The sequence below is a fragment of the Streptomyces sp. NPDC058231 genome, assembly GCF_042882275.1.
Taxonomy (GTDB): Bacteria; Actinomycetota; Actinomycetes; order Streptomycetales; family Streptomycetaceae; genus Streptomyces.
This window is the reverse complement of the sequence record NZ_JBHVWN010000086.1, coordinates 12,978-33,721: the sequence shown is the minus strand read 5'-3', so window position 1 is coordinate 33,721 and position 20,744 is coordinate 12,978. Positions and strand designations below refer to the sequence as shown.

General features: G+C 70.2%; 25 protein-coding genes. 6 read left to right on the top strand and 19 right to left on the bottom strand.

Going from position 1 to position 20,744, the window contains the following annotated elements:
- Both ACFVXE_RS34455 and ACFVXE_RS34450 read right to left on the bottom strand, forming a co-directional pair.
- The coding region (locus ACFVXE_RS34455) for a transposase (protein ID WP_389677178.1) at positions 1-344 on the bottom strand (344 nt) is incomplete at its 3' end.
- Between the two features lie 616 nt (positions 345-960).
- Entirely contained in the window at positions 961-1,425 is a 465-nt protein-coding gene (locus ACFVXE_RS34450; protein WP_389677176.1) for a hypothetical protein, read from the bottom strand.
- 100 nt (positions 1,426-1,525) lie between these two features.
- Between ACFVXE_RS34450 and ACFVXE_RS34445 the strand changes: the two genes are divergently transcribed.
- Positions 1,526-1,927: a winged helix-turn-helix transcriptional regulator gene (locus ACFVXE_RS34445; RefSeq protein WP_389677174.1), complete on the top strand. Its 402-nt coding sequence runs from the start codon at positions 1,526-1,528 to the stop codon at positions 1,925-1,927.
- Positions 1,928-1,979: 52 nt separating this feature from the next.
- On the opposite strand, the gene mutM is transcribed toward ACFVXE_RS34445, so the two are convergent.
- From mutM to ACFVXE_RS34395, 10 genes are all read right to left on the bottom strand, one after another.
- A complete protein-coding gene (gene mutM / locus ACFVXE_RS34440) occupies positions 1,980-2,834 on the bottom strand; it encodes a bifunctional DNA-formamidopyrimidine glycosylase/DNA-(apurinic or apyrimidinic site) lyase (RefSeq protein WP_389677172.1) in 855 nt (284 codons plus the stop codon).
- Between the two features lie 100 nt (positions 2,835-2,934).
- A complete protein-coding gene (gene rnc, locus ACFVXE_RS34435) occupies positions 2,935-3,756 on the bottom strand; it encodes a ribonuclease III (protein ID WP_389677171.1) in 822 nt (273 codons plus the stop codon).
- 19 nt (positions 3,757-3,775) lie between these two features.
- Positions 3,776-3,949 (bottom strand): 50S ribosomal protein L32, encoded by a 174-nt coding sequence (gene rpmF, locus ACFVXE_RS34430; protein WP_003965982.1) that lies wholly within the window; start codon positions 3,947-3,949, stop codon positions 3,776-3,778.
- Between the two features lie 2 nt (positions 3,950-3,951).
- Positions 3,952-4,623 (bottom strand): YceD family protein, encoded by a 672-nt coding sequence (locus ACFVXE_RS34425; RefSeq protein WP_389677169.1) that lies wholly within the window; start codon positions 4,621-4,623, stop codon positions 3,952-3,954.
- A gap of 205 nt (positions 4,624-4,828) precedes the next feature.
- Positions 4,829-5,917 (bottom strand): cell division initiation protein, encoded by a 1,089-nt coding sequence (locus tag ACFVXE_RS34420; protein WP_389677184.1) that lies wholly within the window; start codon positions 5,915-5,917, stop codon positions 4,829-4,831.
- Positions 5,918-6,017: 100 nt separating this feature from the next.
- Complete coding sequence (coaD, locus tag ACFVXE_RS34415) at positions 6,018-6,497, bottom strand: pantetheine-phosphate adenylyltransferase (RefSeq protein ID WP_389677182.1); 480 nt, start codon at positions 6,495-6,497, stop codon at positions 6,018-6,020.
- Between the two features lie 26 nt (positions 6,498-6,523).
- Positions 6,524-7,108, bottom strand: coding sequence for a 16S rRNA (guanine(966)-N(2))-methyltransferase RsmD (gene rsmD, locus ACFVXE_RS34410; RefSeq protein WP_389677168.1), 585 nt, complete (start codon positions 7,106-7,108; stop codon positions 6,524-6,526).
- A 166-nt stretch (positions 7,109-7,274) separates the two neighbouring features.
- The gene (gene recG, locus ACFVXE_RS34405; RefSeq protein WP_389677166.1) at positions 7,275-9,482 is read right to left on the bottom strand and encodes an ATP-dependent DNA helicase RecG; all 2,208 of its coding nucleotides are present in this window, start codon (positions 9,480-9,482) and stop codon (positions 7,275-7,277) included.
- A 224-nt stretch (positions 9,483-9,706) separates the two neighbouring features.
- Positions 9,707-10,345 (bottom strand): DUF1707 domain-containing protein, encoded by a 639-nt coding sequence (locus ACFVXE_RS34400; RefSeq protein ID WP_389677164.1) that lies wholly within the window; start codon positions 10,343-10,345, stop codon positions 9,707-9,709.
- A gap of 117 nt (positions 10,346-10,462) precedes the next feature.
- A complete protein-coding gene (locus ACFVXE_RS34395) occupies positions 10,463-12,100 on the bottom strand; it encodes a DAK2 domain-containing protein (RefSeq protein WP_389677163.1) in 1,638 nt (545 codons plus the stop codon).
- A gap of 259 nt (positions 12,101-12,359) precedes the next feature.
- Here ACFVXE_RS34395 and rpmB point away from each other — a divergent pair, with 259 nt between their 5' ends.
- Positions 12,360-12,545 carry a 50S ribosomal protein L28 gene (gene rpmB, locus ACFVXE_RS34390; protein WP_030928661.1) on the top strand — a complete coding sequence of 62 codons (186 nt, stop codon included), beginning with the start codon at positions 12,360-12,362 and terminating at the stop codon, positions 12,543-12,545.
- A 212-nt stretch (positions 12,546-12,757) separates the two neighbouring features.
- Here the strand turns inward: rpmB and ACFVXE_RS34385 are convergent, their stop codons facing one another.
- Complete coding sequence (locus tag ACFVXE_RS34385) at positions 12,758-13,729, bottom strand: thiamine-phosphate kinase (RefSeq protein ID WP_389677161.1); 972 nt, start codon at positions 13,727-13,729, stop codon at positions 12,758-12,760.
- Positions 13,730-14,049: 320 nt separating this feature from the next.
- Between ACFVXE_RS34385 and ACFVXE_RS34380 the strand changes: the two genes are divergently transcribed.
- Complete coding sequence (locus ACFVXE_RS34380) at positions 14,050-14,283, top strand: Lrp/AsnC ligand binding domain-containing protein (protein WP_327370084.1); 234 nt, start codon at positions 14,050-14,052, stop codon at positions 14,281-14,283.
- A gap of 20 nt (positions 14,284-14,303) precedes the next feature.
- Positions 14,304-14,792, top strand: a complete 489-nt coding sequence (locus ACFVXE_RS34375; RefSeq protein ID WP_389677160.1) for a DUF3515 domain-containing protein — start codon at positions 14,304-14,306, stop codon at positions 14,790-14,792.
- An 86-nt stretch (positions 14,793-14,878) separates the two neighbouring features.
- Here the strand turns inward: ACFVXE_RS34375 and ACFVXE_RS34370 are convergent, their stop codons facing one another.
- The 3 genes from ACFVXE_RS34370 to ACFVXE_RS34360 are packed head-to-tail and all read right to left on the bottom strand — an operon-like array spanning position 14,879 to position 17,856.
- On the bottom strand, positions 14,879-16,036 hold the full coding sequence (locus ACFVXE_RS34370) for a D-alanine--D-alanine ligase family protein (RefSeq protein ID WP_389677158.1): 1,158 nt from the start codon (positions 16,034-16,036) through the stop codon (positions 14,879-14,881).
- A gap of 60 nt (positions 16,037-16,096) precedes the next feature.
- The gene (locus ACFVXE_RS34365; RefSeq protein WP_389677156.1) at positions 16,097-17,107 is read right to left on the bottom strand and encodes an NAD(P)H-dependent glycerol-3-phosphate dehydrogenase; all 1,011 of its coding nucleotides are present in this window, start codon (positions 17,105-17,107) and stop codon (positions 16,097-16,099) included.
- On the bottom strand, positions 17,104-17,856 hold the full coding sequence (locus ACFVXE_RS34360) for a lysophospholipid acyltransferase family protein (RefSeq protein WP_389677154.1): 753 nt from the start codon (positions 17,854-17,856) through the stop codon (positions 17,104-17,106). Before ACFVXE_RS34360 ends, ACFVXE_RS34365 begins: the two co-directional genes overlap by 4 nt.
- Before the next feature lie 157 nt (positions 17,857-18,013).
- Between ACFVXE_RS34360 and cofC the strand changes: the two genes are divergently transcribed.
- Together cofC and ACFVXE_RS34350 are read left to right on the top strand one after the other, a co-directional pair.
- Positions 18,014-18,691, top strand: coding sequence for a 2-phospho-L-lactate guanylyltransferase (gene cofC / locus ACFVXE_RS34355; protein WP_389677180.1), 678 nt, complete (start codon positions 18,014-18,016; stop codon positions 18,689-18,691).
- A gap of 10 nt (positions 18,692-18,701) precedes the next feature.
- A complete protein-coding gene (locus tag ACFVXE_RS34350; protein ID WP_389677153.1) occupies positions 18,702-18,905 on the top strand; it encodes a hypothetical protein in 204 nt (67 codons plus the stop codon).
- A 95-nt stretch (positions 18,906-19,000) separates the two neighbouring features.
- Here ACFVXE_RS34350 and ACFVXE_RS34345 read toward each other — a convergent pair whose 3' ends face one another.
- The 3 genes from ACFVXE_RS34345 to leuD form a co-directional block, all read right to left on the bottom strand.
- Positions 19,001-19,672, bottom strand: coding sequence for an HU family DNA-binding protein (locus ACFVXE_RS34345; protein ID WP_389677151.1), 672 nt, complete (start codon positions 19,670-19,672; stop codon positions 19,001-19,003).
- A gap of 143 nt (positions 19,673-19,815) precedes the next feature.
- On the bottom strand, positions 19,816-20,043 hold the full coding sequence (locus tag ACFVXE_RS34340) for a hypothetical protein (RefSeq protein WP_266924228.1): 228 nt from the start codon (positions 20,041-20,043) through the stop codon (positions 19,816-19,818).
- A gap of 104 nt (positions 20,044-20,147) precedes the next feature.
- Positions 20,148-20,741, bottom strand: coding sequence for a 3-isopropylmalate dehydratase small subunit (leuD, locus tag ACFVXE_RS34335; protein ID WP_389677149.1), 594 nt, complete (start codon positions 20,739-20,741; stop codon positions 20,148-20,150).
- Positions 20,742-20,744 lie beyond the last annotated feature (3 nt).

The window sequence follows — 20,744 nt, the reverse complement described above, 5'->3', positions numbered from 1 at the left end:
GTGCCGGTGTACTGCCGGGTCACGCACGCGGACGCGTCCCCGTCCTTGAGGAACCCGGTGTCATCGATGACCAGCGCGGTGGGTTTGATGACCGGTTGCATGCGCCAGGCCAACCGGGCCCGCACATGCGCCGCATCCCACGGGCTGGACGTGACGAAGTGGGCCAGGGCCTGCCGGTTCCCGTCTTCGCCCAGGCGGGCGGCCATCGGCTCCACCGACTTGCGCGCGCCGTCCAGCAGCAGGCCCCGCAGATAGACCCCGCCCCACCGTCGCTGATCCGCCCGCGCGAACGGCTCGAACATCTCCGCCGCGAAGTCCTCCAGATCACACCGGACCGCAGCCAACTCCTCATTCAGCACACCCGATCAACGACACGACCGATCAAGAAGACACGCCGTCGCGGACCGCACATGACCATGCCCTACTAGAGCTACAGACCAGAAGGCATCTGACATCCACGGCTGACATCAACGACGCCGGACGAAGGCGTACGCCAGCATCCCTGTCCGGCCGTCGCACCGGTCGACGGCCTCAGCCGGAGCGGGCTCGGATCGAACTCCTGGAGCGGATGTCATCGACCACGGAGCGCCCTCCCGGGGCCGTCTCAGGGCCGTGGAAGGGCGCTCAACGATGACCAACACTGACAACTGCCGACAGCTCAGCAGCAAGTCACAGCGTTAATGGATTACGTGACTACAGGTCGGGCACCCGGCGTGTCACTTCTTCGGCTTCTGAGATTTTCGCAGTCCGGCCACGCAGGCGCCCGCTCGGGCCGCTTCAGGACCGCCATCGGTCACCGGGGCGGCCCGGACCGCTTTCTGCCGGGCTCCGCGGCTCCCGCTCGACGGCATCAGGTACGTATGACGGGGCACCGTTCGCGAGCGTCGCCCGTCGGCGGCCTCGGGCCGTGAAAGCCCGGACCTGCGCCGGGCAGGAGCGGGGCACCGCGCTCCAAGGCCCTCAGGGGCGAGCCAGTGAACGCCGCAGGGCGGCCATGAGTTTCTGGCGGGCTTCCCGGAAGGCACGCCGTACCTGCGTGCACTCAGGGGCGTCCCGCAGATGTCCGGCGACCACCGCATCCCGGTAGAGGAGCAATTGGTAGGCGGCGTCCCGGGCGGACTGGGCCACCTCCGGTGTGGCCAATAGCTCCAGTTGGTACTGCTTCGAGTGCACGCCGTGGTCCAGGATGCCGGCGCGGGCGAGCCGGGCCCGTTCATCCGCCGGCAGGTGCCCCGATCGGCTGGCATCGCTTATGGCGTCGCGCGCCTCGGTCAGGGCCTCCAGGAACTGGGCGGAGACCGTACGCAGGGTCTCCCTGTCCCGCTCGCCCGTGTCCCGTCGCCAACGCACTCGGTCTGTGGCGAGCGTGCTGCCCACCCCGATCACCGCACCCACCGCTGTGGCGACCAGCGCTGTCCATTCCATGGCCCGGAGACTACGAGTCCGCCGCGTCCGGCGGCCAGAGGCCCTTACCCCTGTACAGCGCATTCCGGAAGTGAGCACTGCGCGGACGTAAGCTGTTTCCATGGACGAGACCACCGGGCGGGAAGGCACCGACAGTCCGCTCCCCTTCGACGTGTTCTCCCGGCAGTGCCCCTCGCGCGGCACCCTGGAGCATGTCACCGGACGCTGGGGCAGCCTGACGCTCACCGCGCTGTACGAGGCCGGCGCCCGCTTCAACGAGCTGCGCCGCAGGGTCGACGGGGTGAGCGAGAAGATGCTCTCCCAGACGCTGCACGCACTGGAACGGGACGGCCTCGTCCACCGGGAGGCGCAGCCCACCAATCCGCCGCGGGTCGACTACGAGCTGACGCCGCTCGGCCGCGAGGTCGCCGGCCGGCTGCTCGGGCTGATCCAGCTCGTCGAGGGACGGATGCCCGAGGTGCTCGACGCCCGCAGCCGTTACGACGAGGCGCGGGCGGGATAGCGGGCCGGGAGGAACAGCGTTTCGCCCGCCGCCGGGAACGGCGGGGCGGCCCTCAGCCCCTCGGCGGTCGCTGGCAGCGCGGGCAGTAGTAGCTGGAGCGGTTCATCCACGCGCTGCGGCGCATCGGCGTGCCGCAGCGGTGACAGGGCTCGCCCTCGCGCCCGTACGCGTCGAGCGACCGGTCGAAGTAGCCCGACTCACCGTTCACGTTCACGTAGAGACTGTCGAAGCTGGTGCCGCCCTGAGCGAGCGCCGCGTTCATCACGTCGCGGACGTGGCCGAGCAACTCGGCCGACTTGGGGCGGTTCAGGGTCGCGGTGGGCCGGTCGTAGTGCAGCCTGCTGCGCCAGAGCGCCTCGTCCGCATAGATGTTGCCGACGCCGCTGATCAGCGACTGGTCGAGCAGGGCCCGCTTGACCGTCGTGCGGCGCAGTCGCAGCGCGGTGTGGAACGCCGCGTCGTCGAATGCCGGGTCCAGGGGGTCGCGGGCGATGTGCGCGATGATGTCGGGCAGCCCGTCGGGGGTGTTCTCGTGGAGCGAGAGGCCGCCGAAGGTTCGCTGGTCCACGAAGCGCAGCTCGGTGCCGAGGGCGTCGTCGAAGCGGATCCGGACCCGCAGGTGCTTCTCGTCGGGGGTCTCCTGCGGCTGTACGAGCAGCTGGCCGCTCATGCCGAGGTGGCCCAGCAGCGAGGAGGAGACGTCGTCCAGCGGTACCCACAGGTACTTGCCGCGGCGCATGGCCGTACCGAAACGGCTGCCGCTGAGCCGGGCCGCGAAGTCCGTGCCGCCCGCGAGGTGGCGGCGGACCGCGCGCGGGTGAAGCACTTCGACCTCACCGACCGTGCGGCCGGTGACCCAACGCTCAAGACCGCGTCGCACGACTTCGACCTCGGGCAGTTCGGGCACGGGGCGGCTCCTCGGAGGCTGAACGCTTCGGGGCGGGTGGGACAGGCGGTTCCGGACAGGAAAAACCCCCCGGTGCACGAGGCACCGGGGGGTTCCCGGGTCAGGCCGGAGCGATGTCCGTGGACGACGGGTCGGCAGGGGTGTCGGTGACCCCTGCGTCGGCAGCGGCCTTGGCCGCGACCGCCCGCTGTTCCGCGGCTGCGCTGATCTCGCGCCAGGCGGACTCGGCCGCCTGCTGCTCCGCTTCCTTCTTGCTACGGCCGGTGCCGGTGCCGTACGAGACACCACCGACGCGAGCAGCAGCAGTAAAGGTCTTCTCGTGGTCCGGGCCGGTCTCCGTGACGAGGTACTCGGGGACACCGAGGCTCTCGCTCGCGGTGAGCTCCTGGAGGCTGGTCTTCCAGTCCAGGCCGGCACCGAGGTTGGAGGACCTGTCGATCAGTGGGTCGAAGAGCCGGTGGACCAGCTCCGAGGCCGCACTGAGGCCCTGGTCGAGATAGACCGCGCCGATCACCGCTTCAAGGGTGTCGGCGAGGATGGATGCCTTGTCCCTGCCGCCCGTGCCCTCTTCGCCCCGGCCGAGCCGGATGAAGGAGCCGAGTTCGAGGCCGCGGCCCACCTCCGCAAGTGCACGCGAGTTGACCACCGCGGCCCGCAACTTGGCCAGTTGGCCTTCGGGCAGGTCGGGATGGGTTCGGTACAGCGTGTCCGTGACCACCAGGCCGAGCACCGAATCCCCGAGGAATTCGAGCCGCTCGTTGGTGGGAAGACCGCCGTTCTCGTACGCGTACGAACGGTGGGTCAGCGCACGCACCAGAAGGGCGGACTCAAGGTGATACCCGAGCCGCCCTTCCAGAAGCGTGTGGGACGAGGCTGTGTTGACGTTGTCTGCCTGCTTCTTGGCGTGGGACAACTCAGACATCGGGCCTCTCACCAGCCGCTCAGACTTCGAGGACCTGGCGCTTGTTGTACGTGCCGCAGCTGGGGCACGCGATGTGCTGCAGCTTCGGCTCCTGGCAACGCTCGCACGAAACCAGGGTGGGGACCGCAGCCTTCCACTGCGACCGGCGGTGGCGCGTGTTGCTGCGCGACATCTTCCGCTTCGGAACAGCCACGGCTACTTCTCCTGCTTCTCGTCGACGCCCGCTTCGGCGCCGCCCATGTTGTCCTTCTCGCCGTCCGAAACGGTCTCGGCGAGTCCTTGCAATGCCGCCCAACGAATGTCGACGGCATCGTGGTGGTGACCGGGGTTCTCGTCCAGCCTGATTCCGCATTCGGAACACAGACCGGCACAGGACTCCCGGCACACCGGCTGCATCGGCAGTGCGAGCACCACCGCATCACGCAGCACTGGTTCGAGGTCGAACAGGCCGTCCTCGATGAAGAGCCTGTCCTCGTCGTCCTCGGCGTCGTCGGCCGGGTCCGCAGGCTTGCTGCGACCCCGGTCGTCGGCGTCAGGGTACGAGAACATCTCCTGGAAGTCCGCCGCAACCTCTTGGCGCAGCGGCTCCAGACACCTTACGCACTCCCCCTCGACCGATGCACGGGCGGTGCCTGTGACAAGCACCCCTTCCATGACCGATTCGAGGCGGAGGTCCAGCTCCACGGGTGCGTCTTCAGGTACGCCGATGACCCCGTCGATACCGAGGTCCTTGGGGGCGTCCACCGAGCGGGTCAGCCGCAGGAGGGCACCGGGACGCCGACCCAGCTCGTGCGTATCGAACACGAGAGGGTTGCGGTGGTCGAGGTGGCCGTTCAGGGCTTTTCCTGCTTTCGAAATCGTATGCATGGCGCATCACGCACCGTGGGAGGGCCGACCGGATCGGAGTCGAAGCGGGCAGCCGGGACCGCACACCTACGCGCGACCGAAGAACCAGGATACTGGACGCTTCACCCTGCTCCCAACCGGGTCCGATTCCGTTCCCGAACGGGACGGAGCCGGGCAGAGCCGGCCAGTCCGACGAACCGCATCCGATCAGGTCCGGTCGGTCCGGTCAGCGCTCCTGCTCGTACCGGCGGAGCTGCTCGATGTCGATCATGCTGGTGTCGAACAGGCTGGTCTCGTCGAGGGCGCTCTCCCCCTGCGGCGGAAGGGGGTGCGCCTGCACCGGCTGCTGCCAGCCGGTGTCGTACCCCTGCGGCTGGAGCTGCGACTGGTCGTAGCCCTGCGCCTGGCCCTGGTCGTACCCCTGCTGCTGATAGGCGGCGTACGGGTCCGGCTGCTGCTGGTATCCGTACATGTCCTGCTGGGGCTGTTCCTGGTACCCGTACGCCTCCGCGTAGCCCGGCTGCGCCTGCGCCGGGAAGTGCGGCTGAACCTGCTGGGCCGCCGGCTGCGGCGCCGGGGCGGCGAGCTCGGCGAGACCGGCCCAGTGGTCCTCGTCGCTGGTGTGACCCTGACCGCCCGCTGCGTCCTGGGCGGCCATGTGCGCCCCGAGCTCATCGGTGGCGACCCGGCCGTGCAGCTTCTGCCGGCCGCGGCCGACCGCCTCCAGGGTCTTGGCGAGCACGGCCTCGAAGGCACCGAGCTTGGTGTCCACGTAGTCGTCGGCGCGGCGCCGGAGCGTCTCCGGGTCGGCGCTGCGCTCGGGGGCCTCGGCGAAGTCCGGGTCCTCGTATCCCTGCTCGTCGAAGCCCTGCCCGCGGCCGAGGAGCTTCTCGCGGCCCCGGTCGACGGAGCCGATGGTCTTGGTGAGCACGACCTCGAAGTTGGCGAGCTTGCTGTCGACGTACTCGTCGGCCTCGGCACGGACCTCGTCGGCCTCCCGGCGGGCCTCCCCGAGGATGCGGTCGGCCTCGGCCTGGGACTGCCGGGCGATCTCCGTGTCGGAGACCAGCGAGCCGCGCTGCGCGTGGGCGGTCTCGATGATCCGCTCGGCCTCCTGGCGGGCCTGCTCGACCATCTGCTCCTGGCCGCCGATCAGCTCCTGCGCGTGAGCGAGCGAACCGGGGAGGGCCTGGCGCACCTCTTCGAGCATGGCGAGCAGATCGGCGCGGTTGACCACGCACGACGCCGACATGGGCATGGACCGGGCGTTCCCGACCGCTTCGACGATCTCGTCGAGCTTCTTCTGCACGTCCACCGTGTGCTCGCCACTCTCTACCTGCTGTTTGGAGACGGACGGGGACGACTGTACGGCCAGTCGGCGCCCGTCCGACACCTGGTGACGGACTGTCAGCGCATCACTGCTGGGCGAGACGCTCGGCGAGTGCCTCGTGGACGAGCGGCGGCAGCAGGTGGGAGACGTCGCCGCCCCACTTCGCGACCTCCTTGACCAGGGAGGACGACAGGAAGCTGTACGTGGGGTTGGTCGGCACGAAGAGCGTTTCGACGCCGGAGAGCCCGTTGTTCATCTGGGCCATCTGCAGCTCGTAGTCGAAGTCGCTGACGGCCCGCAGACCCTTCACGATGGCCGGGATGTCACGCTGCTTGCAGAAGTCGACCAGGAGGCCGTGGAACGACTCGACCTGGACGTTGCCGAACTCGGCGGTGGCCTGACGGATCAGTTCGATCCGCTCGTCGACCGTGAACAGGCCCTTCTTGGACTGATTGATCATCACCGCGACGTGTACGACGTCGTACAGCTTCGAGGCGCGGCCAATGATGTCGAGGTGTCCATTGGTGATGGGGTCGAACGACCCCGGACAGACGGCGCGGCGCAACTTGAGTCCCTCGCTCTCCGGTGCGGTCATCGTGCGTCTTCGCACGTAGCGGCGGCGCGACCGTACCAAAGCGTCCCCTCGCCGTAGCGACGGGCCCGCAATGGCTCGAATCCCTTGGGCCAGCTGAATTCTCCGCCTCTGGTGCTCCGTTCCACGGTGACGAGGGCATCGTCGGTGAGCCAGCCCTGAGCACGGAGTGTGAGCAGGATCTCGCCAAGATCGTCGTCGGTGACGGCGTACGGCGGATCGAGGAAGACCACGTCGTACGGGTCGGAGGGCGCCGGTCCTGTAACGATCTGTTCCGCTTTGCCGGTGCGGACCTCGGCGCCGGGCAGACCGAGCGTACGGACGTTGTCCCGGACCGTGCGGGCGGCCTTGGTGTCGGCCTCGACGAGCAGGGCGTGGGCCGCGCCGCGGGAGAGTGCTTCGAGGCCGACGGCGCCGGAACCCGCGTACAGATCCGCGATACGGATGCCCTCCAGGGTGCCGAGCAGCGCCTCCCACGTGGAGAAGAGGCCCTCGCGTGCGCGGTCGGATGTGGGGCGGGTGCCGGTGCCGGGCGGGACGGCCAGGCGGCGTCCGCCGGCCGAGCCGGCGATCACGCGGGTCATGGGTGTCTGCATCCTCGGGTCGGGGGTGGCCCGCCGGGAGGGACGGGCGCGTGCGTCCCACGATATGGCGTCGGGACCGTTCGGGCCCGGGGGCCCCGGCGGCACCCCCGCGTCCCCGGGGCTTCACGGCCCGGCTCCCAGGCTCCCCCTGCCCGGCCCCTGTCCCTCAGCCCTTGTCCAGGTACTCCTCGCGCTCCTTGTCGAGCAGGGCGTCCAGCGCGGTGCGCAACTCCGGCAGACGAGTCAGCTCCGGGTCCGCGGCGACGATCGTGACGGCTTCCTCCCGGGCGGCGGCGATGACCTCCTCGTCGTCGATGACGGTGAGCATCCGCAGGGAGGAGCGGACCCCGGACTGGGCCTGGCCGAGGACGTCGCCCTCACGGCGCTGTTCGAGGTCGATCCGGGACAGTTCGAAGCCGTCGAGGGTGGCGGCGACGGCGGTGAGACGGGCACGGGCGGGGCTCGCCTCGTGCGCCTCGCTGACCAGCAGGCAGAGGCCCGCGGCAGAACCACGGCCGACGCGGCCGCGCAACTGGTGGAGCTGGGAGACACCGAACCGGTCGGCGTCCATGATCACCATCGCGGTGGCGTTGGGGACGTTGACCCCGACCTCGATGACCGTCGTGGCGACGAGGACGTCGACCTGGCCCGCGGCGAAGCGACGCATCACGTCGTCCTTGTCGTCGGGGTTCATCCTGCCGTGCAGCACCTCGATGCGCAGTCCGGCGAGGGCCCCCTCGGCCAGCTGTTCGGCGATCTCCAGGACGGCGAGCGGCGGGCGCTTGTCGCCGTCCTCCTCCGCCTGCTTCCTGCTCTTCTTCTTCCCCGCCTCGTCGTCGGCGTCGTCACCGATCCGGGGACAGACGACATACGCCTGGTGACCGTTCTCGACCTCCTCACGGACCCGCTCCCAGGCTCGGCTGAGGAAGTGCGGCTTGTCCTTGGCGGGGACGACATGACTGGCGATCGGCGAGCGGCCGGCCGGCAGCTGGTCCAGGACGGATGTCTCCAGGTCGCCGAAGACGGTCATCGCGACCGTACGCGGAATGGGGGTGGCGGTCATCACCAGCAGGTGCGGCGGCTGCTTGCCCTTGGAGCGCAGGGCGTCGCGCTGCTCCACACCGAAGCGGTGCTGCTCGTCGACGACGACCAGCCCCAGGTCGTGGAATTGCACCTTGTCCTCGATCAGCGCGTGCGTGCCGATCACGATCCCGGCCTCGCCGGTGACCAGGTCCAGCAGCGCCTGGCGGCGGGCGGCCGTCCCCATGGATCCGGTGAGCAGCACCACCTTCGTACCGAGGTCGGAGCCGCCGAGCATGCCGCCTTCCGCCAGCTCACCCATCATTTCGGTGATGGACCTGTGGTGCTGCTGGGCGAGCACCTCGGTCGGCGCGAGCATCGCGGCCTGTCCGCCGGCGTCGACGACGGCGAGCATGGCGCGCAGCGCGACCATGGTCTTCCCCGATCCCACCTCGCCCTGCAGGAGCCGGTGCATCGGGTGCTCGGTCGCCAGGTCGTCGAAGATCTCCCCGGAGACCTTCTGCTGGCCCTCGGTGAGGGTGAACGGCAGTGTGGCGTCGAACGCGTCGAGCAGCCCGCCGTGGCTGGGTTTCCGTGCCACCGCCGGGAGCTGGGTGTCCGCGTACCTGCGGCGGGCGAGCGCGACCTGCAGGACGAACGCCTCGTCCCACTTCAGCCGGTCCCTGGCGTCCGCGATGTCGGCCTTGGTCTGCGGACGGTGGACCTTCAGCAGCGCCTCGGGCAGCGGGGTGAACCCGCGCCCCTCGCGCAGGGCGGGCGGCAGCGGGTCGACGACCTCCCGGGCACTGGGCAGCACGGTGTCGACGGCCTTGGCGATCCGCCAGGAGTCGAGCTGCTTGCAGGCGGGATAGATGGGCAGCAGCCGCCCGGCGAAGGCGTCCACCGCCTCCGTGGCCTCGTCGGCGTCCGTGGCGTCGAGCAGCTGGTACGTGGGGTGGGCGAGCTGCATCTTCCGGTTGAAGACGGAGACCTTGCCCGCGAACATCGCCCGGCGGCCCGGCAGCAGCTCCTTGTGCGGTTTGTGCACGCCATGGCCGAAGAAGACCAGCTGCAGCCGCCCGCTGCCGTCGGTGAGGGTCACCTCCAGGCGTTTGCCCCGACCGTTGTTGAACATCATGACCCGGGCGTCGGCGACCTGGGCGACGACGGTCACGTGCTCGTCCAGCGGGAGGTCGGCGAGTGCGGTGAGCTGGCCGCGCTCCTCGTACCGCCGCGGGTAGTGGTGCAGCAGATCACCGACCGTGTGCAGGTCGAGGTGTTCGGCCATCACCTTCGCGGTGGCACCGCCGAGCAGCTTCTTGAGGGGTTCGTCGAACGCAGACACGCGGTCCATTGCACACCACGCCACTGACAGAAGTCGCCCGCACCACCGCGATCCCCTGGCCACAACCGTCTTCGCGACCCCGCAGCCCACTTCCGCGCGGCACCCGCCCAGGGCCGTCGGGCCTACGCGGGCCCGGGACCCCGGGCTCCGCGTCCGGCGGGATCGGCCGGGCGGTGCGGTCACTCGGCCGGAGCCCAACTCCCGGGCGGCTCAGGCGGGTTCGTGAACCCGCGCTAGCGGCCGATACCTCTGGGGGTGCTGCGGCGCAGCCACTGCGAGAACGTCCGTCGCGGGGGCCGGGCGACGATGTCGCCCCCGCGGGACTGCCCGGCCAGCTGCACGCGCAGGGTGACGGGGGTGTCCGGACCGGATACGGGCCGGATCTTGATTTCGCCGCTGCTGCGCACCAGGTCGTCGGTGTCGACCTCGATCCCCGGCCTGGTCACCAGGGTCAGGTTGCCCCCGATGCGCAGGTCGACATCGATGTGGAGGGTGCTGTGGGTGATCACCGCGTCGGTGAAGTCGAGCTTCGCCTCGCAGAACATCAGCCGGATTTCCATGCGGCGCGGAACGAGCCAGCGGCCGGTGCGCGCGACATCGCCGAAGCGCTGGTCGATCCGGACCAGCTCCCTGGCCTGCGGGGGCATTCCTTCCGAGGGCAGGTCGGCGGTCAGCCCGGCAAGATCGCCGATGGTGCGGGCGGACAACGCGGCGTCCAGGCGTTCGTCCAGCTCGGCCGCGGTGAGCCGGCCGTCGCCCGCGGCAACCTGCAGGATCTCCACGACCTGGTCGCGGTCCCGGTCGGAGGCCCGCAGCTCGGGAGTCGTGCCGTGCCCGGTGCAGCCGTCGGCCGACCTCGGTTCACCAGTCATGCCCGCATTCTGGTGGACGGCCCGGAGTCCCGCAATGACCGGTGATCGCGACCGTGCGGGCGGCTCTCGGCGCGCGGTGGACCGGGGACCACTCACCACCGGGCGTGCCCGGTGGTGCTACTCCACGCCGATCAGCAACGGAGCGCACTGGTGGCCGCCCCGGTACACCACCGTGTCCACCGCGAGGTACCCCTCGCGGACGTGTTCCTCCAGCGCCTCGGCCAGGCTGTCCGGCTGGTCCTCGCCCAGGACCAGCGTCACCAGTTCGCCGCCGGCCGACAGCATCCGGTCGAGTACGGACCGGGCGGTGCCGGACACGTCCTCGCCGATGACCGCCACGTCTCCGTCGATCATGCCCAGGATGTCGCCGGCCTGGCAGATCCCCGCCATGGTCCACGACTGCCGCTCGGCGACGGCCAGTTCGGCGTACCGGGTGGCGCCGGCCGCGGCCGTCATCGCGACCACGTCCTCGTCGAAGCTGCGGTCCGGTTCGTGCACGGCGAGCGCCGCGATGCCCTGGACGGCGGCCCTGGTCGGGATGAGAGCGACCCGGATGCCTTCCGTACGCGCCTGGTCCGCGGCTGCCGCCGCCGTGTGGCGCAGCTCCGCGTCGTTGGGCAGGAGGACCACCTCGCGTGCGTGGGCACGACGGATCGCGTCGACCAGTTCGCCGCTTGCGGGCGGCTCCCCCGGGCGGGCGAGCACCGTGGTCGCCCCGGCCTCCGCGCAGAGCCCGGAGAGCCCGTCGCCCGGAACCACCACGACGACGGCGCGCTGCGCCGGCTCGCTCCGGTGCTGGTGGACCCGGTCGGCGGCGAAGTGGGTGATCCGGATCCGGTACGGCCGGCCGGCCTCGATCCCCGCCTCCACCGCCGCGCCCGCGTCGTCGACATGGACGTGGACGTTCCACAGTCCTTCGCCGCCGACCACGACGAGCGAGTCACCGAGCCCGTCGAGCCGGGTCCGCAGCCGGTCGACCGCATCGTCGCCGGCTTCCAGGAGGTAGATCACCTCGAAGGCGGGCCCGTCCGACGGTCCGTCCTCCGCGCAGTCGTCGGCGGCGGCCGCGGTCACCGGGACGACGTCGGGCGTCACCCGGGCCGCGCGGGCGGGTGCCTCCCCGCAGATCGCTTCGACGAGCGCCCCGAGAACGGCCACCAGGCCCCGCCCGCCGGCGTCCACGACGCCCGCGCGGCCGAGGACGGCAAGCTGTCCGGGAGTCGCGTCGAGGGCCGTGCACGCCCCGTCGTACGCCGCCCGCACCACCGCTTCGACCCCCGGTTCGCCCGCCGTGCGCCCGGCGGCCTCGGCGGCCGCGCCGGCCACGGTCAGCACCGTGCCCTCGACGGGATGCGCGACGGCCTCCCGCGCGGCGGCGGCGGCCCGGGCCAGCGCGAGCCGGACCTGTTCGGCGCCGCTCCCGTCGGCCAGCACCCCGGCCATGCCGCGCAGCAGCTGCGCCAGGATCGTGCCGGAGTTCCCGCGGGCGCCGATCAGCGCTCCGTGCGCCATGGCCCGTACCGAGTCGGCGAGGGAGGGCACGGTCGTGCCGGTTCCATGGGCGGCGAACACCGCCTCGACCGCAGCTGCCGCGGACTCCACCGTCAGATAGAGGTTGGTTCCGGTGTCCCCGTCCGCGACGGGATAGACGTTGATCGCGTCGATCGCCTCGCGCTCCCGGCCCAGCGCCTCCAGCGCCAGTGAGCACCAGGTACGCACCGCGACGGCGTCCATGTCGTCGGCGGTCTGCGGCACCTGGTGTTCCTCCTGGAAGAGCGGCCGTGGGCTGCTGGCTGAACCGCAGAGTAGTCCCGCCCGGCACGTCCGGCGGGGACAGGGGCGGGGCGGAAGGCGGCGAAACCCATGGTAGTTTCGTTCTACCGACGCAGCCGTTGTATGCTGCTTCGGTTGCCCGGCGAGAGTCGGGCCATTCCTCCGGCGCCGCCACTTCAGTCAAATGATTCCGGCGCGCCGGAATTCACTGTAAGTGCACCTGAAGTCTTTGGAGTGACCCGTGGCTGCCAACTGCGACGTCTGCGGCAAGGGGCCGGGCTTCGGCAACAACATTTCGCACTCGCACCGCCGTACGTCTCGTCGCTGGAATCCCAACATCCAGCGCGTGCGTGCCGTGGTCGGTCGGACGCCGAAGCGGCTCAACGTCTGCACCTCGTGCATCAAGGCCGGCAAGGTCGCGCGCTGACGTTCCCGTCGTAGCGCAGCCTTCCGGTTGCCCAAAAAGCCGGTCCACCTCGGTGGACCGGCTTTTTGCTGTGCGCAGGGCCGCTCGGTACCGCCGAGCCCCCGGCCCCGGACCGGATGCCCGCGCCGCCGCCGGAATCGGATCCGGCGGCGGTCGGCACACAGGCGGGGCGAGCGAGGGCCGCGGGACCTGGGGCCCTGTCGTACCGAGAGCTACGGGGCTTCCTCGATGTCACCGAAGTGGTCCCAGCCGCCCTTGCTCGTCCAGGGCGCCCCGTCGACCGTCACCTGGGGCAGCGCCGACGGGTTGAGGACCTCGCCGATCACCTTCCAGCGGGCGGGCAGTTTCACGTCCTGGGGGAAGGTGGCGACGATCGCGTGGTCCTCTCCCCCGGTGAGCACCCACTGCAGCGGGTCCACACCGACCGCCTGACCGATGTCGGACATCTGCGAGGGGATGTCGATCAGTCCGGAGCGCAGATCGATCCGGACCTTGCTGGCCTCGGCGATGTGGCCGAGGTCGGCGACGAGCCCGTCGCTGACGTCCGTCATCGCGGTGGCGCCGAGCCCGGCGGCCGCGGGGCCCGCGTGGTACGGCGGCTCCGGACGCCGGTGGGCCTCGACGAAGGCGCGCGGCGAACGGAAGCCGCGGGAGAGCACCGCGTATCCGGCTGCCGACCAGCCGAGCCAGCCGGTGACGGCGACGACATCGCCGGGGCGGGCGCCGGCCCGGGTGACCGGCTCGTGGTTGCGCAGATCGCCGAGTGCGGTGATGGCGACGGTGATGGTCTCCCCGCCGACGACGTCCCCGCCGACCACCGCCGCCCCCGCGACCTGGCACTCGTCACGGATGCCGTCCATCAGCTCGCCCGCCCAGGTGACCGGGAGTTCGGCGGGGACGACCAGGCCGAGCAGCAGCGCGGTGGGCACGGCGCCCATGGCGGCGATGTCGGCGAGGTTCTGCGCGGCGGCCTTGCGCCCGACGTCGTACGCCGTCGACCAGTCGCGGCGGAAATGCCGTCCCTCCAACAGGATGTCAGTACTGGCCACGACCCTGCGGTCGGGAGCGGCCACCACCGCGGCGTCGTCGCCGGGTCCGAGCCGTACCGCCGGAGTGGTGGTGAGCCGGGAAGTGAGCTCCTTGATGAGCCCGAACTCCCCCAACTCGCCCACGGTTCCCTTCACCGAGTCTCACCTCTCGTCTGTCGCGCCGGACGGGCGTCCGGTCTGGATCGGCGACCGGGGGTCCGGACCGTGGTCCGGCCGCCGCCGGGAGCAGTCTGCCCGGTGGTCACCTGCGTGCCCGTCCCCCGTCCGCACCGCTGAGCTTGCGGTCGCGAGCCGTCACTGCTGTCGGTACTGTCAAGTGATACGTCAACTTCTGGCAGCCGCACGCCACGCCTGCGGACGTCATCCGGTCCCCAGGTCTCCCCGCGGCCCGCGGCAACGCGATACCGTGGCGTCTCTTTCCCCCACATGATCCTCGTGGCCGCCCTGGAGGTTCCGTGGTACAGGCGTACATCCTTATTCAGACCGAGGTGGGCAAGGCGTCGACCGTCGCCGAGACCATCGCGAAAATCCCGGGAGTGATCCAGGCAGAGGACGTCACCGGCCCTTACGACGTGATCGTGCGCGCACAGGCGGACACGGTCGATGAACTCGGCCGCATGGTGGTCGCCAAGGTCCAGCAGGTGGAAGGCATCACCAGAACCCTGACCTGCCCGGTCGTTCACCTGTAGCCCCCGTCTACGCTGGGCCGGTGACGTCCATCCGCCGCCGGCTCCGCCGCCCCGTGTTTCTCGGTCCGTCCGCTGCCGTGCTGGTGCTGGCCGCGGCGGGCTGTTCCGCCTCGGACACCGTGGCGTCGATCACGGTCCCCACCCCGACGCCGGAAGTCGCAGCCTACTGCCGTGCCCTCCACAAGGAGCTGCCGCAGACCGTGGCCGGGAAACACCGCGACGACTCCGGGCCGAAGTCCGAACTGACCGCCGACTGGGGGGACGGGGCGATCGTACTGCGCTGCGGCGTGGACCGGCCCGCGAAGATGGACGACCCCATGGCCAAGGGATCCCAGGCGAACGGCGTCAACTGGCTGCTGGAACAGCGGGAGAACGCGGGTCCGCGCTTCACCACGACGTACCGCAAGGCGTATGTCGAGGTGACGCTCTCGGCGGCGTACGCCCACGACGCGACGCCGCTGGCCGCCTTCGCCGCGGCCGTGAAGAAAACGGTCCCCAGCAGCGTGTAGAGCGCGCCTCCTCGCCCGTCCGGTCGGAGGAGCGTGCACCCGCGACCCTTCTGGTCCGGGGGTGCGCGCTCCTCTCCGGGGTGTGCTCAGCGCAGACCGGTCGGCCGGCTCAACGCCGCCTGGATCAGCCGGTCCACCAGCTCCGGATAGCTCACACCGCTCTCCTGCCACATCCGCGGATACATGGAGATCGGGGTGAACCCCGGCAGCGTGTTGATCTCGTTGATGACGAACGTGCCGTCCTCGGTGAGGAAGAAGTCGGCGCGCACCAGGCCCTCGCAGGACGTCGCCTCGAAGGCGTCGATCGCGAGCCGCTGGACCTCGGCGGTCTGCTCCTCGGTGAGCGGGGCGGGCACGATCCCGGACGCCGCGTCGATGTACTTGGCCTCGAAGTCGTAGAAGTCGTGCGACGTGACCGGCGGGATCTCCGCAGGCACGCTGGCGCGCGGACCGTCCTCGAACTCCAGCACCCCGCACTCGATCTCGCGGCCCCGCAGCAGCGACTCGACCAGGAACTTGGGGTCGTGGCGGCGGGCTTCCTCGATCGCCTCGTCCAGACCGGAGAGGTCGTCGACCTTGGTGATGCCGATGGACGAACCGGCCCGGGCGGGCTTGATGAAGAGCGGCCAGCCGTGCTCACCGGCGAAGTCCACGATGCGCTTGCGGGCGGCGAGGCGGTCGTTCTCCCATTCGCGGGGGCGGACGACGACGTACGGGCCGACGGGCAGCCCGAACGAGATGAACACCCGCTTCATGTACTCCTTGTCCTGGCCGACCGCCGACGCGAGCACACCGGCTCCGACGTACGGCACCCCGGAAAGCTCCAGAAGCCCCTGGAGGGTGCCGTCCTCACCGTACGGACCGTGCAGCACGGGGAAGACGACGTCGACCTCGCCGAGCGCCTTGGGGACCGAGCCGGGCTCGCTGTAGACCACTTCACGGTTGCCGGGGTCGACGGAGAGCACCACGCCGCCCTCGGTGGACTCGGCCAGCTCCGTCACGGCCGGCATCCTCCGGTCCGTGATGGCCATGCGTTCGGGCTCGTCGGCGGTGAGGGCCCAGCGGCCGTCCGTCGTGATGCCGATCGGCAGGACGTCGTACTTCGTCCGGTCGATGGCGTTCAGGACGGCACCAGCCGTGACGACCGAAATACCGTGTTCGGAGCTGCGGCCGCCGAACACGACGGCCACACGCGGCTTGCGGAGCTGCTGCTCCGGGCTCTGGGGGAGGTTCTCGCTGCTCATATCGCGATGAGCGTACCTGCTGGTACGGATCGCGTCAGCGCCACAGGGTCCGGTCGGGCGTCAGCGCCGCTCGGCCTTCGCGCTGCGCGACATCAGCTCGCCCAGAGCGACCATCGGCGGCTTGCCCTCGTGGACGATGGAGACGACCGTCTCCGTGATGGGCATGTCGACGCCGTGCCGGCGCGCCAGATCGAGCACCGATTCACAGGACTTGACGCCCTCGGCGGTCTGCCTGGTGACGGCGATGGTCTCCTCGAGCGTCATACCGCGGCCGAGGTTGGTGCCGAAGGTGTGGTTGCGCGACAGCGGGGAGGAGCAGGTCGCCACCAGGTCGCCGAGGCCCGCGAGTCCGGAGAACGTCAGCGGGTCGGCGCCCATGACGAGGCCGAGCCGGGTGGTCTCGGCGAGACCGCGGGTGATGAGGGAGCCCTTGGCGTTGTCCCCGAGTCCCATTCCGTCCGCGATGCCGACGGCGAGACCGATGACGTTCTTGACCGCGCCGCCGAGCTCGCAGCCGACCACGTCGGTGTTGGTGTAGGGGCGGAAGTACGGGGTGTGGCACGCCGCCTGGAGGCGCTGCGCCACCGACTCGTCCTGGCAGGCGACGACGGCCGCGGCGGGGCGCCGTTCGGCGATCTCCTTGGCCAGGTTGGGTCCGGTGACGACGGCGATGCGGTCGGCGGAGACCTTGGTGACGTCCTCGATGACCTCGCTCATCCGCTTGGCCGTGCCGAGTTCGACGCCCTTCATCAGCGAGACGAGGACGGTTCCGGGGTCCAGGTGCGGTGCCCAGTCGGCGAGGTTGGCGCGCAGTGTCTGCGAGGGCACGACGAGTACGGCGAAGTCGGCGCCGCGCAGCGCCTCGGCGGCGTCCGTGGTGGCCCTGATTCCTTCGGGGAGTTCGATCCCCGGCAGGTAGTCGGGGTTGGTCCGGGTCGTGTTGATGACGTCGGCGACCTCGGCGCGGCGGCCCCAGAGCGTGACCTCGCATCCCGCGTCGGCGAGGATCATGCCGAAAGCCGTGCCCCATGAGCCGGTTCCGAAGACGGCTGCTTTCGCGGGGGGCGTCACTTGGCTCCCTCTCCTTCGGCCTTGCGCCGCTGTTCGGCACGCGCCTTGCGGTGGTCGTAGAGCTCCGCGGGCGCCTTCTCCCCGCGTACGGCCTCCAGCTGCGCGGTCACCGCGGCCATGATGACCTCGGTCGCCTGGCGCAGGACGTCGGGCGTCGGCTCCATGTCGTAGAAGCGGGAGAGGTCGACGGGCGGTCCGGCCTGCACCTGGAGGGACTTCCGGGGGAGGAGTTGGAGCTTCTTCTCCTTGGCGTACGGCGGCATCACGAGGTTGGCGCCCCACTGGGCGACGGGGATGACCGGGGCCTTCGTCATCAACGCGACGCGGGCGGCGCCGGTCTTGCCGGCCATCGGCCACATGTCGGGGTCGCGGGTGAGGGTGCCCTCCGGGTAGAAGGCGACGCATTCACCACGCTCGATGGCGTCGACGGCGGCCCGAAAGGCGTCCAGGGCGTTGGTCGTCTCGCGGTACACGGGGATCTGGCCGGTGCCGCGCAGCATCATTCCGACAAAGGGCGCCTTGAAGAGCCCCGCCTTGGCGAGGAACCGCGGCACCCGGCCGGTGTTGTACTGGAAGTGACCGTAGGAAAGCGGGTCCAGATACGAGTTGTGATTGACCGCAGTGATGAATCCGCCGTCGGCCGGAATGTGCTCCATTCCTCGCCAGTCCTGCTTGAACAGGACCACCAGCGGCGGTTTTGCGATGACCGCCGCCAGGCGGTACCAGAAGCCGATTCTGCGGCCGGACACTCGGACACCTTCCTCTACGGACCTGACGTGCTTGTCTGCCTGTGGGCGGTCAAGTCTCGCCCCAGGCCCCTGCTCTGTCGAGAACACCGTACGCCCCGCCCCCGGGGCCGCCCCTCCGGGATGTCGCACCGACAGGCGAGAATGAGCGGCGACGCGTATCGAGGGGGAGGCCGCCACGAACACCGACCGGACCGGGCTGTGGTCCCTGGTCGTCCCGCTGAAGCCGCTGGCACGGGCCAAGAGCAGGCTGACGCAGGCGACCGGCGCCCTGTTGCGCCCCCGGCTCGCACTGGCCTTCGCCCAGGACACCGTGGCCGCCGCCCTGGCCTGCCGGGCCGTGCGGGATGTGGTGGTCGTCACGGACGACCCGGTGGCCGCGGCGGCGCTCACGGAGCTCGGGGCGCTCGTCGTCCCCGACCGACCGGGCGCCGGACTCAACGCGGCCCTGGTCCACGGTGCGCGGGCGGCACGGGACCGGCGGCCCGCCGCGGCGGTCGCCGCGCTCAACGCGGATCTGCCCGCACTGCGCCCCGCGGAATTGTCCCGGGTATTCGATTTCGCCGCCGAATTCCCTCGCACATTTGTTGCGGATTCGGCGGTGGTCGGCACGACATTTCTGTCGGCTTCGGCAGGGGTGGAATTGCGTCCGGATTTCGGTGGCCCGTCACGGGCCCGGCATCTGGTGTCCGGTGCCGTGGAAATCACGTCCGCCGGTATCGATTCGGTCCGCCGGGACGTGGACACCGGCGACGACCTGCGGGCTGCACTGGCCCTCGGCGTGGGCCCGCACACCGTGGGCTGCCTGGCCGCGGACGTGCCCGTGGGAGACCGATAGGCTCCCGTCCATGCAGGCGACCTCGTACACGTACGACCCCGAGACCCGCACCGGCAGTGTGCTGCTCGACGACGGCACCCCGGTGGAGTTCGACGCACCGGCCTTCGACGCGGGCGGTCTGCGGCTGCTGCGGCCCGGGCAGCGGGTAAGGATCGAGGTCGCGGGCGAGGGTGCGGAACGGCGGATCACCCTGGTGACGCTGCAGACGTTCTGAGGGGCGGCCGGCAACGGCCCCCGGACAGCCCGCGGGCCGGGCTCCCCGAGGGGAGCCCGGCCCGGCGCGTGTGAGTAGCCCTGCGCTGCTCGGTCTCACTTCTTCCGTGCGACGGCCTTCTTCGCCGTGGTCTTGCGCGCCGTGGTCTTCTTCGCGGGCGCCTTCTTCGCGGTGGCCTTCTTGGCGGGCGCGGTCTTGCTGGCGACGGCCTTCTTGGCGGTCGTCGTCTTCTTCGCCGCCGCGGCCGTGGTCTTCTTCGCGGCCGGCGTGGCCTTCTTGGCCGCCGCGGTGGTCTTCTTCGCGGTGGTCTTCTTGGCCGCCGCGGTGGTCTTCGCCGCGGTCACGGTCTTCTTGGCGGTGGCCTTCTTCGCCGTGGCCTTCTTGGCGGTGGCCTTCTTGGCCGCGGCCTTGGTGGTCGTACGGGTGGAAGCACCGCCCGAGAGGCTGCCCTTGGGGGCCTTCTTGACGGCCACGTCGTTCTTGGGGAGCTTCTTCGAGCCGCTCACCAGGTCCTTGAAGCCCTGTCCCGCGCGGAAGCGGGGCACCGAGGTCTTCTTGACCCGGACGCGCTCACCCGTCTGCGGGTTGCGGGCGTAGCGGGCCGGACGGTCGACCTTCTCGAACGAACCGAAGCCGGTGACCGAGACACGGTCCCCGGCGACGACTGCACGGACGATCGCGTCGAGTACCACGTCGACGGCGTCCGCGGCCTGCTGGCGGCCGCCGACCTTGTCGGCAATCGCTTCTACGAGCTGCGCCTTGTTCACGTCTTCCCCTTCGGAGACATTGCCAGAACGAAAGTGTTCAAGCGTTTTCGCACGTTAGGCAGATATATACCGCAAATCAAACACGAAACGGGCTAATCACCCTAGTGCCGCAACGAAGTCGACCGCTGCGCAGTTCCGCAGAGTCAGTCACCTTCGGGGAATCGGCCCTCATCGAGGTCCTTCATCAACCGGTCCAGACGCCTTGCCGCATCCGGTAGATCGTGCTTCGCCGCGGCCGTGACGACCAACAGCTTCCGGGACAGCGCCATCCTTACGCCCTCCGGGACTTGCAGTGCGCGCACTCTTGCGTGCGCTTCCTTCAATCGGTCGGCGACTTGGCCGTAAAGCTTGAGTTGGCTGTCGCGTTCCATGCACCGATTGTGCCATCTGGGGCGAGTTGTCGCCCGACGGGGTCTCAACAAGCGACTGCGCCCCCTACCAGAAGGCAGGGGGCGCAGTCCTGGAAACGCGCTGCTCAGGCGTTAATTGTACGCGGCTTGAAGGTCGGCCTTGCCGCCTCATAAGTCGCAATGTCCCCTTCGTTCTGAAGGGTGAGGCTGATGTCGTCCAGCCCGTTCAGCAGGCGCCAGCGGGCGTTCTCGTCGAGCTCGAAGTCGGCGGTGACGCCCTCGGCCCGGACCTGGCGCGCCTCCAGGTCGACGGTGATCTCGGCCGTCGGGTCGGCCTCGGTCAGCTCCCAGAGCGCGTCGACGACCTTCTGGTCGAGCACGACGGTCAGCAGACCGTTCTTCAGCGAGTTGCCGCGGAAGATGTCGGCGAAGCGGGAGGAGATGACGGTCTTGAAGCCGTAGTTCTGAAGTGCCCAGACGGCGTGCTCACGGGACGACCCGGTGCCGAAGTCGGGACCGGCCACCAGGACCGTGGCACCGTCCCGCTCGGGCCGGTTGAGGACGAACTCGGGGTCCTTGCGCCAGGCCTCGAAGAGCCCGTCCTCGAATCCGTCGCGGGTGACCTTCTTCAGCCAGTGGGCGGGGATGATCTGGTCGGTGTCGACGTTGCTGCGGCGCAGCGGGACGGCCCGGCCGGTGTGTGCGGTGAAAGCTTCCATGAT

Coding starts and splice junctions, on each gene's coding strand:
- ACFVXE_RS34450 (WP_389677176.1), bottom strand. CDS start 1,425: ATGGAATGGACAGCGCTGGTCGCCACAGCGGTGGGTGCGGTGATCGGG.
- ACFVXE_RS34445 (WP_389677174.1), top strand. CDS start 1,526: ATGGACGAGACCACCGGGCGGGAAGGCACCGACAGTCCGCTCCCCTTC.
- rnc (WP_389677171.1), bottom strand. CDS start 3,756: ATGTCTGAGTTGTCCCACGCCAAGAAGCAGGCAGACAACGTCAACACA.
- ACFVXE_RS34425 (WP_389677169.1), bottom strand. CDS start 4,623: ATGCATACGATTTCGAAAGCAGGAAAAGCCCTGAACGGCCACCTCGAC.
- rsmD (WP_389677168.1), bottom strand. CDS start 7,108: ATGACCCGCGTGATCGCCGGCTCGGCCGGCGGACGCCGCCTGGCCGTC.
- recG (WP_389677166.1), bottom strand. CDS start 9,482: ATGGACCGCGTGTCTGCGTTCGACGAACCCCTCAAGAAGCTGCTCGGC.
- ACFVXE_RS34400 (WP_389677164.1), bottom strand. CDS start 10,345: ATGACTGGTGAACCGAGGTCGGCCGACGGCTGCACCGGGCACGGCACG.
- ACFVXE_RS34370 (WP_389677158.1), bottom strand. CDS start 16,036: ATGAGCAGCGAGAACCTCCCCCAGAGCCCGGAGCAGCAGCTCCGCAAG.
- ACFVXE_RS34350 (WP_389677153.1), top strand. CDS start 18,702: ATGCAGGCGACCTCGTACACGTACGACCCCGAGACCCGCACCGGCAGT.
- ACFVXE_RS34340 (WP_266924228.1), bottom strand. CDS start 20,043: ATGGAACGCGACAGCCAACTCAAGCTTTACGGCCAAGTCGCCGACCGA.
- leuD (WP_389677149.1), bottom strand. CDS start 20,741: ATGGAAGCTTTCACCGCACACACCGGCCGGGCCGTCCCGCTGCGCCGC.